The organism is Mesorhizobium loti (assembly GCF_003148495.1).
Taxonomy (GTDB): Bacteria; Pseudomonadota; Alphaproteobacteria; order Rhizobiales; family Rhizobiaceae; genus Mesorhizobium; species Mesorhizobium loti.
In genome coordinates this window covers 1525744-1537973 of record NZ_QGGH01000001.1, presented here as the reverse complement: position 1 = coordinate 1537973, position 12230 = coordinate 1525744, and the positions used below count along the sequence as shown (strand labels likewise).

11 protein-coding genes are annotated in these 12230 nt (G+C 64.2%); 4 read left to right on the top strand and 7 right to left on the bottom strand.

From position 1 onward, the window contains the following. Positions 1–89: 89 nt before the first annotated feature. The 7 genes from C8D77_RS07770 to C8D77_RS07740 all read right to left on the bottom strand — a co-directional run bounded on the left by C8D77_RS07770 (position 90) and on the right by C8D77_RS07740 (position 8214). Positions 90–1691, bottom strand: a complete 1602-nt coding sequence (locus tag C8D77_RS07770) for an FGGY-family carbohydrate kinase (protein WP_109660783.1) — start codon at positions 1689–1691, stop codon at positions 90–92. Between the two features lie 154 nt (positions 1692–1845). Further along, the gene (locus tag C8D77_RS07765; RefSeq protein WP_109661416.1) at positions 1846–2574 is read right to left on the bottom strand and encodes an SDR family oxidoreductase; all 729 of its coding nucleotides are present in this window, start codon (positions 2572–2574) and stop codon (positions 1846–1848) included. A gap of 22 nt (positions 2575–2596) precedes the next feature. Continuing rightward, the gene (locus C8D77_RS07760; RefSeq protein WP_109660781.1) at positions 2597–3856 is read right to left on the bottom strand and encodes a sugar ABC transporter permease; all 1260 of its coding nucleotides are present in this window, start codon (positions 3854–3856) and stop codon (positions 2597–2599) included. Further along, positions 3853–4683 carry an ATP-binding cassette domain-containing protein gene (locus C8D77_RS07755; RefSeq protein WP_109660779.1) on the bottom strand — a complete coding sequence of 277 codons (831 nt, stop codon included), beginning with the start codon at positions 4681–4683 and terminating at the stop codon, positions 3853–3855. Before C8D77_RS07755 ends, C8D77_RS07760 begins: the two co-directional genes overlap by 4 nt. A gap of 99 nt (positions 4684–4782) precedes the next feature. Further along, a complete protein-coding gene (locus C8D77_RS07750) occupies positions 4783–5865 on the bottom strand; it encodes an ABC transporter substrate-binding protein (RefSeq protein WP_109660777.1) in 1083 nt (360 codons plus the stop codon). Positions 5866–6103: 238 nt separating this feature from the next. Continuing rightward, entirely contained in the window at positions 6104–6988 is an 885-nt protein-coding gene (locus C8D77_RS07745; protein ID WP_109660775.1) for an AraC family transcriptional regulator, read from the bottom strand. A 230-nt stretch (positions 6989–7218) separates the two neighbouring features. Continuing rightward, a complete protein-coding gene (locus tag C8D77_RS07740) occupies positions 7219–8214 on the bottom strand; it encodes a LacI family DNA-binding transcriptional regulator (protein WP_170136678.1) in 996 nt (331 codons plus the stop codon). 296 nt (positions 8215–8510) lie between these two features. Here C8D77_RS07740 and C8D77_RS07735 point away from each other — a divergent pair, with 296 nt between their 5' ends. The 4 genes from C8D77_RS07735 to C8D77_RS07720 all read left to right on the top strand — a co-directional run bounded on the left by C8D77_RS07735 (position 8511) and on the right by C8D77_RS07720 (position 12228). Next, complete coding sequence (locus C8D77_RS07735; protein ID WP_109660771.1) at positions 8511–9311, top strand: ABC transporter ATP-binding protein; 801 nt, start codon at positions 8511–8513, stop codon at positions 9309–9311. Positions 9312–9367: 56 nt separating this feature from the next. After that, positions 9368–10183: an ABC transporter permease gene (locus C8D77_RS07730; RefSeq protein WP_206532379.1), complete on the top strand. Its 816-nt coding sequence runs from the start codon at positions 9368–9370 to the stop codon at positions 10181–10183. A gap of 49 nt (positions 10184–10232) precedes the next feature. Next, positions 10233–11222 carry an ABC transporter substrate-binding protein gene (locus tag C8D77_RS07725; RefSeq protein ID WP_164757686.1) on the top strand — a complete coding sequence of 330 codons (990 nt, stop codon included), beginning with the start codon at positions 10233–10235 and terminating at the stop codon, positions 11220–11222. A gap of 82 nt (positions 11223–11304) precedes the next feature. Further along, a complete protein-coding gene (locus tag C8D77_RS07720; RefSeq protein ID WP_109660766.1) occupies positions 11305–12228 on the top strand; it encodes a nucleoside hydrolase in 924 nt (307 codons plus the stop codon). Positions 12229–12230: the final 2 nt, after the last annotated feature.

Genomic DNA, 12230 nt, shown 5'->3' with positions numbered 1-12230 from the left:
CTGCGTCAGAACAAAGCTGCCAGCTTCCGGCTAAGCCGCCAAGCGGCGTTCGCGACGCTCCTGACAAAGCCAGACAGGAGTCGCTCGCTTCAACTCCGGATCGCCTTGCCCGCCTGCTGCAGCAGCTCGAACGCGGCGAAGCGCTTGGCATGCCAGTCGGCCAGCGTAGCGTCGGGATGATAGACCTCGCCGAGTTCCGACATGCCGGCCATCGCCGTCACCAGGTCCTTGTAGCTCCCGGCAGCGACGGCACCCAGCATCGCCGAGCCGAGCAGCACCGGCTCGGGTGAGGTCGACGCCACCACCACCATGCCTGTCGTGTCGGCAAGCAGCTGGCGCACCAGCGGGCTTTGCCCGGCACCGCCGCTGACGACGATGGTGTCGACGGGAATGCCCTTGTCATGCTCGGCCCGCACGATCTGGCGCGCGCCGTAGCCCAGCCCGCAAACGCCGGCGACATAGAGCCCGACCAGGCTGTCGAGGCTGGTGTCGAGATCGAGCCCGGCAATCAGCGCGCGTGCATCCGGATCGGCGAAAGGCGCGCGGTTGCCGAGAAATTCCGGCACGACATGGATGCCGCCGACCAGCGCCGGCGTCGCCGCGGCTCCCTTGCGGCTTTGCGCCTGCAGCGACAGCCAGGCGCTGAGGCTCAGCCCCTCGGCCTGCGCCTTGGCCGCCGCTTCACCGGCCGCCGGGTGCATGCCCACCAGATGGTCGATGGCCGCACCGGCTGCCGATTGCCCGCCCTCGTTCAGCCACAGGCCCGGCACCATGGCAGAGAAATACGGACCCCAGACGCCGTCGACGAAGGCAGGCTCCGCGGTCGACGACATGGTGCAGGCCGAGGTGCCGAAGACATAGGCCATGCGCGACAGAACGCTGCCGAACTCGCCGCGCGCGCCGACCGTGCCGACGCCACCGGCGTGCGCGTCGATTAGGCCTGCCGCTATCGCCGTGCCGGGGACAAGGCCGAGGTCCGACGCCGCCTGCGCGGTCAGGCCGCCGCCCAGCGCTGCGCCCGCCGGCACGATCTCGGTGCCGATGCGCGCGAACGCCTCGTCGGCCAGGCTGCCAAGGCCGATCTTGCGGAAATAGGCCTCGTCCCAGCGGCTCTCATGCGCCAGATAGGTCCATTTGCAGGTCACCGTGCAGACCGAGCGGGCAAGGCTGCCGGTCGCCCGCCAGGTGAGGAAGTCGGCGAGGTCCATGAACTGCCAGGCGGCGTCGAAAGTGGCAGGCAGGTTTTCCGCCAGCCACAGCAGTTTCGGCGTTTCCATCTCCGGCGAAATGACGCCGCCGACATAATTCAGCACCGCCTCGCCGCTGCGGTTGATACGGCGCGTCTGCTCGGCTGCGCGGTGATCCATCCAGACGATGATGTTGCGTTCGGGATTGCCGGACGGGCCAACAGCCAGTGGCACGCCGCCCTCGCCCAGCACCACCAGTGAACAGGTGGCGTCGAAGCCGATGCCGGCGATCGCCTCGGGCGCTATACCAGCCTGAGCGACGGCAGCGCGCGTGGCGGCACACACCGCCCGCCAGATATCATTGCTCGACTGCTCGACAATGTCGCCTGCCTCGCGCCAGACCTCAATGTCCTGCTTGGCCGAGGCAAGCAGGTTTCCCGTGTGGTCGAACACCCCGGCCCGCGCGCTGCCGGTGCCGACGTCGATGCCGAGATAGTGGGGCATGGGGGGAAACCTTCGGTTTAGGGCAGTAAGGGAGTAGGGCAGTAAGGCAGTAAGGCAGTAGGGGAATAGGGAATAGGGAATAGGGAATAGTGGCTTGGCTTGGGCCCGGGCATTGAACAGCAGAGCAATCCTACTGCCCTACTGCCCTACTGCCCTAAAGATCATTGCTCTGTGGCAAAATCACCAGATCCCGGATCGTCACGTTGCGCGGCCGGGTCAGCATGAACATGACAGCTTCGGCCACCTCGCGCGGCTGCATCAGGCCGCCGGCGGCGAGTTCTTCCTCGAGTTTCGCCTTTGGCCAGTCGCTGACCAGCGCCGTCACCACCGGGCCAGGCGCCACGGCGCCGACGCGCAGGCCATGCTTGGCGACCTGCCGCCGCACCGTGTGGACGAAGGCCTGCACGGCGTGCTTGGACGCAGTGTAGATCGGCTCCCAGACCACCGGAACCAGTCCGGCGATCGAACTGGTGACGATGATGTCGCCGGTCTTGCGTTCGATCATGTGCGGCAGCACCGCCTGTATCGAGCGGAAGCAGGCATTGATGTTGAGGTTGAGCATCCGGTCCCAGGCATCAGGATCGCCGGTTGCCACCTCGCCGCCGACATAGGCGCCGGCATTGGCATGGAAGATATCGAGCTGGCCGGCCTTCTCCAGAATCTCAGACATCATGCTGGCGACGCTTGCCGGCTGCATCAGGTCGATCACCAGCGGGATCGCCTTGGGGCCGAGCTCGGCGCACAATGTATTCAGCGTCGCCTCGGCGCGGTCGACCAGCACCACGGTGGCGCCGGCCGCCAGCATATGCCTGGCGCATTCGAGGCCGATGCCTGATGCCGCGCCGGTGACGGCGGCAACTTTTCCGGACAGTTCTTCGCTCATGTCTTGCTTCCTGTTGATGGGTTCAGGCCCGGCCATGCGAGACACGCGAGCGGCGTGCCAGCGAGTCGACGATGACTGCGATGGCAAGCACGGCGCCGGTGATCATGTACCGAAGCGACGAGGACAGATCGAGCAGCGTCAGGCCGCTGGCGATCGACTGGATGACGATGATGCCGAGCAGTGCCGAATAAGCGCTGCCGCGACCGCCGAACAGGCTGGTGCCGCCGATGACGGCCGCCGCGATGGCGTTGAGATTGACGTCGCCGGTGCCGGCCTGCTGGCTGGCGGAAGCCAGGCGGGCCGCCGACAGCACGCCGCCGAAGGCGGCCAGCATCGAGCACAGCACGAAGGCGCTGGAATAGATCAGCCGCACATTGATGCCGGCGCGCCTTGCCGCCTCGCGGTTGCCGCCGACCGCCGACATCGAGCGGCCCCATTTCGTCCGCGTCAGCGCGTAATGCATTGCGATGACCAGGCCGACGAACAGGCCGAACATCCACGGAATACCGCGCGCCTGGTTGAGATAGAAGACGATGAGTTCGAGAATGACCGTGATGACGGCCGCTCGCGTGATGAGACCGCCCGTCGACGGCGCCGACAGATTGGCGGCGCGGCGGCGCGCAACGGTGCGCAGGCCGGTGACCAGCATGACGATGCCGGGAACGGCCGCCAGCCCGAACGACACGAACTTCGGCATCATCAGCAACTGGCCGAAATTCACCAGGTTCGAGCCGTAAGGTAGGTTGATCGAGCCTGTCGAGCCGAGGATGTAGAGCTGCAGCCCAAGCACCGCCAGCAGGCCGGCCAGCGTCGAGACGAAGCTCGGCATGCCGAGCCGGTTGAACAGCAGCGCATAGAGCGCGCCGATGAAGCCGCCGACGGCGATAGCGGCAAGAATGGCGAGCGCCACCGGCCAGCCCTGGTTGACCCACAGCGTGCCGACCATCGCCGAGGCAAAGCCGCTGATCGAGCCGACCGACAGGTCGATCTCGCCGACCATCAAAACGCAGACGATGCCGAGCGCAATGACGCCGACGGTGGAGCAATCGAACAGCAGATTGACCAGGTTGCTGCTCGACAGGAAGATCGGATTGATGCTGGCAAACACCGTCCAGATGATGACCAGCCCGACGATGACCGGCAGCGAGCCGAGATCGCCCGAGCGCACCCGGTCGAAGAACCTGCGGATGGCGCCGCCGATCCCGGCCTCGTGCTTGACGCGCACATCGGCGCGGTCGAGCTGCGGCGGCACCGGGGCCGTCTGTTGCACGTCGCTGCTCATGGGCGTGGCTCCTGGGTTTGATCCGGCCGGGCGGTCTGGGCCTGGCGGCGCTCGGCGCGCCGCGACACCGAATTGTTCGACGCGCCAGTGATGGCGCTGACCAGTTCCTGGTTCGAGGCGTCGGGCGAGAAGATGCCGTTGTTGCGGCCAAGCCGCAGCACGACGATGCGGTCGGCGACCGCGCGCACGTCTTCCATATTGTGGCTGATGATGACGACGCCGAGGCCGCGGTCGCGCACCCGCTCGATCAGATTGAGCACTTCCGCTGTCTGCGCCACGCCAAGTGCGGCCGTCGGCTCGTCGAGCAAGATGAGCTTGGGTTCGAGCAGCAGCGAGCGGGCGATCGCCACCGTCTGGCGCTGGCCGCCCGACAGCGACGCGACGACTTCGCGGACACTCGGGATGCGCGCCGAAAGCTCGTTGAGCAGCGTCCAGGCGCGCACTTCCATCGCTACCTCGTCCAGCCGCAGCGGGTTGAGCTCGCGGCCGAGGAAGATGTTGGCGACGATGTCGAGGTTCTCGCACAGCGCCAGGTCCTGGAACACGGTGGCGATGCCAAGCGTCAGCGCCGCACTCGGGTCGGCAAGCGTCACAGGCGTGCCGCGAAAGCTGATGCTGCCCGAGCTCGGCTGATGCACGCCGGCCAGGATCTTGACCAGCGTCGACTTGCCGGCGCCATTGTCGCCGACCAGCGCCACCACCTCGCCGGCATGGACATCGAGATCGATATCGGTGAGCGCCGAGACGGCGCCGAAATTCTTCGAAACGCCGCGCAGGCTGAGCACCAGCTCGCCTGTCGGAACCGGTCCGTCCGGGGTATCGATCATGCCTGGAACACCTTTCAAAAGAACCGGTTCAATAAATCGGATGTGCGCTGCCTGGCCGCCGCGCGGGCGGCCAGGCAGCGCAGCGGGCAAGGGTCGCGGTCAGTTCCCGATGCCCAGCTTCTTGCAGCCTTCCGCGTAGCGATCGACGCAGAGTTCGGCCGCGGTGTTGATCTTCTTGTCGATGATCTCGGCCTTCAGGTTTTCCTGCGTCACCACGGCTGGCGTGAACAGCTGCGAGGGCGTGTCGTACAGTGTCATCTCGGCCTTCGGCGTCTCGCCCGAAAGCAGCTTGATGGCGATGTTGGCGGCGGCCGCAGCCACGATCTCGCTCGGCTTGGAGATGGTGTTGTACTGATCGCCGGCGATGATCAGCTGAAGTGCTGCGATCGTCGCGTCATTGCCGGTCACCGGCGGCACGGGATCGACGCCGGCCGCCTTGAACGCCGCGATGGCGCCGCCACCGGTGCCGTCATTGGCGGCGACGACGCCGAGGATCTTCGGGCCGAAGCGGGTGATCTGGCCGCCGGCCCATTGCTGCGCCTTCGGCGGCGCCCATTCCGGCGTGTCGTATTCGGCCAGGATCTGGTAGCCGCTGTTGTCGAGGCCTGCATGGATGCCCTTCTTGATCAGGCCGGCCGCCGCATCGGTCGGCGAGCCGTTGATCTGCAAGACGCCGCCCGTGGCCGGATCGACCTTCAGCGCCTTCAGGTGCTCGACCAGCGAGTCGGCGATGGCCTTGCCGATGCCTTCATTGTTGAACGAGACATAGAAGTCAGCCGGTGCTGTCGGGATCGGCCGGTCATAGGCGATGACCTTGATGCCCTGGCTCTGCGCCAGCTTCACCAGCGAGGCGGCAGCGGTCGAGTCGACCGGGTCGAGCACGATCGCCTTGGCGCCCTGCGAGATCACCGAGTTGAACTGCTGCTGCTGGCGCGAGGCGTCGGCATCGGCATTCTGGTAGAGCACCTTGCAGCCCGGGCACAGCTTCTTCATCTCGGCGGCGAAGCCGGGATAATCGTGCTGCTCGTAGCGGGTCGAGGCCTGGTCGGGCATCAGGAAGGCGACAGTGGCGTCGGTGACCTCGGCGGCCCTGGCGATCGCGGCGGTGCCGGCCAGCAGCGACAGCGCAATTGCTGCCATGCCGGCGGACTTCCCAGCGGATTTCAATGAAAGTTTGGTCATTCGGTCTTCTCCGTTTCTGGATATGGTTGTAAGAAGGTCGTTGACTGCTTTGGTGTGAAGACACGCCTCCGCCCTCGCCCCAACTGCAATTGGGAACCAGAGCCCCGGCGCCGGCCTTTCGAGCCGCGCCGACATCCTTTTTCAAGACAAGCGCTCTCCATCGCGGACCGCGTCATGCGGGCCACGCCTTCAGGCGAAAAAGTGTTGTTCCTCCCTTGGTTCCTCCCTGGCTCCTCCGTTAAGCGGCTTTGCCCGCATTGATGTTGTCGGCCAGCAGGCGCCTGAAGCGCGAGGGCGGCATGCCCTTCTCCGCCAGGAACTGCCGGTTGAAATTGGACAAATTGTTGAAGCCGACCTCGTAGCAGATGTCGGTGATCGAGGCCTGCTCGTCGCTCATCAGGATCTGGCAGGCGAGATTGATGCGCAGCCGCTTGACATACTGCACCAGCGACATGCCGGTGTGGCGGCGAAACGAGCGTGAGAAGGCGCCGGTCGACTGGCCGGCAATGGCAGCGAGATCCGCCTCGTCGAACAGCTGCGTCAGGTTCTCCCTGATATAGGCGAGTGCCTTGTTCATGCCGGCGGTCATGTAGCCCGACGGATCGGGCCGGTAGCTGGCGCTGGCCAGCAGCTGGAATTCCTGGGCGCGGCTGAGCAGGCCTGCGATCATCATGAATAGCTCGATGCGGCGCACACCCTGCGCCTGCATCATCTCTTCCATCAATGGCGCCAGCGCCTTGCTGGTGCGGTTGGAAAACAGCACGCCGCGCCGCGACGCTTCGAGCAGGTGCCCCAGCCCCGCCAGCTCCGGCAGCACATGCATGGCGTCACCGATGAAGCTCTCGGAAAACTGGATGATGCGGCCGCGCAGCGGGATCGAGCTGTCCCTGGGGATGTCGCTGACCCAATTGTGCGGCAGGTTCGGCCCGGTCAGCACCAGATTGCCCGGCTCGAACTCGCCGATGAAGTCGCCGACGAAATAGCGGCCATTGGTGAAGATCACCTGATGCAATTCATATTCGGGATGGAAATGCCAGCGCACCGTATGGAAGGGGTAGCCATGCGACCACGCCTTGAAGGACTCACCGCGTCGTATCTGGACTACTTCCAGGTCCGGTTCCATGTCCGTTTCCTCCCAGGCCGGCACGGATCGTTGCCGCGTTCGGCCCACATTCCCTAAACCGGCCGAATTGGTTTCGGCTCTGCATTTCAAGAGCCACGGTATCGGCTCATGACAACAGGCGCCACCACGATTCAGGGCAACGGATGATACTTTTTTAACCGGGAAGGGATGCGGAGAGGCGATATTCGGGCAGGAGGGGTTGCGCCAGACGTTCGAAGCCCGTCGCCTCGCTACGTCGTCTCCCTCTGGATCACCGTCGGTTCCATGAGCACCATCCGGCGCGGATGCGTGGGGTCATCGAGAAAATCGATCAGCGCGCCGATCGCCAGATAGCCGGACTCGGAAATGCGCCGCTCGATCGTCGAAAGCGGCCGAACGAGAAGCGGTGCGATATAGATGTTGTCGAAGCCGATCACCGCGCAATCCTCGGGAACGCTCAAGCCGCGTTCGCGCAGCGCCACGGTCGCCCCCATAGCCAGCATGTCGCTCATGCAGCACATGGCCGTGAAGCTGGTGCGGTCGAGCAGCGTGCGCGTGGCCACCAGTCCAAATCGATGGTTGAAGGCACCGCACTCGATCAGATCCGGATCGACTGGCAACCCGGCCTCGCGATGCGCCCGCTCGAATCCCGCCCGCCTGATTTTCGTGTTCGACGCCTGGGGGTTGCCGCTGACGAACGCAATCCGCCTGTGCCCTGCCCGGATCAGATGGCTTGCCGACAGGAAGGCACCCGTCTCGTAGTCCGTGTCGATTCGCGCAGCGAGGCAATCGAGGTCGGGAATTTCCCGGTCCATCGATACCAAGGGTATCCTGAGCCTCTCCAGGAGGTGGGCGTCAGGAATCAGATCGCTTGCGGCAAGCACGATGCCATCGACGCCGTGACTGGCGAGGAAGGTCAAATGCGATGCCTCCTTTTCGGGATCGCTGTCGGAATTACACAGGATCGTCGAATAACCCCGCTCACGCGCGGCCTGGTCGCAAGCGCGGACGAGCTCCGTGAAATAGGCATTGAGAATGTCAGGCACGATGACGCCGATGACACGCGAACTGCGGGTAATAAGCGACCGGGCGATCGAGTTGGGCGTATAATTGAGTTCCTTGACCAGCGACCAGATTTTTTCCCGGGTCTTCTCGCCTATGGAGTGGTCTTTGCGGTTGAGGACCTTTGAAACGGTTGCAGCCGATACACCAGCCTGCCGGGCGATATCTTTGATCGTCGTTGCCACATTCCCTCGCCATTTCGACGAACGATAGCCTGTCTCTGCCGCCATCGGAACATCGGCATGCGACTAGCACGGATCGCTGTTCCAAAGAAACAGGTCGCGTGATCGACAGCCTGCGCCGTGGATTTGACATAACGCATATAACTCGTTAGGTAAACGTTTACCTAAGCTAGCCCGTCGCCGTTTGCGGGACAGGCGGGTCTGCTTGGCATCAGGCGGGCCTGCAGGGTGCCGGCTAGGTCATGGGAGGACTTATGCGTTTTCGAGCCAGGGTTTGCCTGCAGCAAGAGGGGTTCTGAATGCCGGAAGCGCGGGAGCCACGCACTGCCGCCGAGCCTCCCGGATCAGGGACGCCGGCTCCAACCAAACTGTCGATCGAAAAGCTCAACGTCAGTTTCGGATCAGTAACCGCGTTGAGCGATGTCAGCCTCGATATCGCCGACGGAGAATTCGTCTGCATCCTCGGGGCCTCCGGCTGCGGCAAGAGCACGCTGTTCAATGTCGTCTCGGGCCTGCTCAAGGCAACATCGGGAAAGATCGTGCTCGACGGCCACGATGTCAGCAACCGGCCGGGCCAGGTCGGCTACATGCTGCAGAAGGATTTGATGCTGCCGTGGCGGACCGTGCTCGGCAACATTACGCTCGCTGCGTCATTGACACGCGGCGCCACCGCGCAGGATCGCGCCGAGGCGGCGGAACTGGCCAGCCGCTACGGTCTCGGCGACTTCCTCAACCACTATCCGCATGCCCTGTCAGGCGGCATGCGCCAGCGCGTCGCCATGATGCGCACTATCGCCGCCGGCCGCCAGGTGATGCTGCTCGACGAGCCGTTCGGCGCACTCGACGCGCAGACGCGGCTTGGCATGCAGCAATGGCTGCTGCAGCTCTGGCGCGACCTCAAGCGCACCATCCTGTTCGTCACCCATGATGTGGACGAGGCGATCTATCTCGCTGACCGCATCGTGGTGATGACGCCGCGGCCGGGCCGCATCGCCGAAATCCTTACCGTCGACCTGCCCAGGCCACGGCCGCTGGAAGTGCTGACGACAGACACATTCGTCGGCCTGAAGCGGCAGATCATGCAGCATCTCTACCACTGACCGATTGGGCATTGACCAATCAGGCACTGACCTCACGGCCAATAGGGAGCACGGGAATGAACACACGGTTTGGAGCGGCGGCGGGACCGTTCTTGATCTGGGTCGTGGCCATGGTGCTGATCCTGGTCGCATGGCAGGTGCTGGTCTGGGTCTCCGGGCTGCCGCCCTATGTCATTCCGCCGCCGGCGCTCGCCTTCCAGACGCTCTTCGACAACTGGCCGCGGCTCTCGGTGCTGACCGGCCAGACGCTCTATGAAACCGCGATCGGCTATGTGCTCGGCGCCCTCATCGGCTTCCTGCTTGCTCTGGCGATGGGGCAGATCCGTGTCGTGCAACGCCTGGTCATGCCGGCGCTGATCATTTCGCAGGCCGTGCCGATCGTCGCCATTGCCGCACCGCTGGTCATCATCTTCGGCTTCGGCATCACCCCAAAGCTGATCATCGTCGCTTGGATCGTGTTCTTCCCGGTTGTGGTCAACGTGCTCGATGGCCTGGCCTCGGTCGATCGCGATATGCTCAATCTGGCGCGCCTGATGGGCGGCGGTGGCCTGCGCACCTTCGCCATCGTCAAATTGCCGGCCTGCATCGGCCCGCTGTTTTCCGGCCTCAAGATCGGCGCCACCTATGCGGTGACCGGCGCCGTCATCGGCGAATGGACCGCTTCGTCCAAGCAGGGCTTGGGCACCTATCTGCTCACCGCCAACGCGCAGATGAACACGGCCGGCGTCTACGCCGCCATGCTGCTTTTGACCGTCATCGGCGTCGGCTCGTTCCTGCTCGTGTTCGGGCTCGAGGTGCTGATGACGCCATGGCGTTCGCGTTCGACCGCACCGGCATGGGCGCAATGGAACCCCCCGAGGACCACTTCGTGAACGAGCCACCAATCTGCAAATGCCAACCAACGATAACAGGAGGAGTTCAATGCATATGACCTATACGAAGATGATCTCGGCGACCGTGGGCCTGCTTGCCCTTGGCGCCGCTTTCGGCGCGGCTCCGGCCAGCGCGGCCGACCTCACCACCGTCCGCTTCGTTTATGACTGGGCGAGCGCCGATTTCGAACTGATCCCGACGCTGGTCGCCCAGCAGAAGGGCTTTTACGAAGCCGAAGGCATCAAGGTCGATGTCATCTTCCCGCCGGACTCGCAGACCACAGCGCGGCTACTCGCCGTCGGCCAGGCCGAGATCGGCTTCGAAGCCACCACCGACGTCGTCTTCGGCGCCTCCCAAGGCATTCCGATCACCTCGATCGGCCTCTACACCAAGAGCAACAATTGGGGTCTGTTCGGCCGCCCCGGCGAGCCGCTTTCGCTCGACAACCTCAAGGGCAAATCGATCGCCATCTATACCGACTCCTGGACCAAGGCGATGATGCCGTTCGTGCTCAAGGCCGCCAAGCTGACCGAGGACGACGTCAAGCTGATCATCGCGCAGGATTCCGACACCAATCTTCTGCTTGCCGGCAAGATCGACATCGCCACCAACACCGAGAACTATCTGGTGCCGCAGGTGCAGGAGACCTTGAAGAAGGATCCGACCAGCCTCATCGGTGCGGCGGCAGGCGCGCCCGATGTCCCGGTCTGGACCTATACCGCATCCACCGCCTACCTCGCCGAACACGGCGATGTCGCCAAGAAGTGGATGCGCGCCACCATCAAGGCGACCGAATGGGCCGCCGACCATCCCGAAGAAGCCGCCGAGATGTTCACCAAGGCTTATCCGGAAGGCGGCAGCCTCGCCTACAATCTCTCCGGCTGGAAGCTCACCGCCGCCCTGATGAAAGGCGATACCGGCTACATGATGCAGGAAGACAAGAACTGGCTGCCGATCGCCCAGGCGTTGAAGGACACCGACCAGATCAAGGAAGTCCTGCCGGCCTCGAAATACTACACCAACGAGCTGCTCAAGTAGGCGCAGCCTCGCCCCTCACGACAAGGGCCATCCCGACGGGGATGGCCCTTTTTACCAGTACAAAGAGAATGGACTTTCAGGCATGGCCAAGAGCAGAATTATCCTCGATTGCGACCCCGGCGTCGACGACGCCATAGCGCTTCTCCTGGCCTTTGCCTCGCCCGATGAAATCGAGATCGTCGGCATAACGACGGTCGTCGGCAACGTCTCGCAGCCATTGACCACCCGCAATGCGTTGCGCATCACCGCCATGGCCAATCGCCAGGACATTCCGGTCTATGCCGGCTGTATCAGGCCGATCATCCTGCCGCGTGAAGAAAGGGGCGCCTCGGTGCACGGCACCGACGGCCTCGGCGACCTCGACGTGCCCGATGCCACGCACGAGATCCAGGGGCAGCACGCTGTCGATTTCATCATCGAGACGATCCTGCGCGAGCCTGGCCAGATCACGCTTTGCCCGATCGGCCCGATGACCAACATTGCACTCGCGCTGATCAAGGAACCGTCCATCGCCGGCAAGATCAAGGCCATCGCCTTCATGGGCGGTGCCGCCTTCAGCCCCGGCAACACCGCGACCGATGCGGAGTTCAACATCTGGATCGATCCGCATGCGGCACAAATCGTGCTGTCTTCCGGCATTCCGATGACCATGTTTGGGCTGGACGTGACCCGCCACGCCACGTTGACCAAGGTGAGGTTCGAGCAACTCGAGCGCGACAGCAGCCCGATCATGAAAACGGCCATTGCCATGATGCGCCACTATGGCAGCGGCGACGCCAGCCTGCATGACCCCTGCGTGACGGCGTTCCTGATTGACCCGACCCTGTTCAGGGGCGTCGACGCGGTGATCGAGGTCGACTGCGATCCGTCCGGCGCCTATGGCCGCACGCGGGCGACGCTGGTCGAGAATGGCGCCGGCAAGGGCCTGCCGGTCTGCCACGTCATCACCGAGGTCGACGACACCAGGCTGTTCCAGCTCATCGATCAGCGGCTGCGGCTTTTGTAATC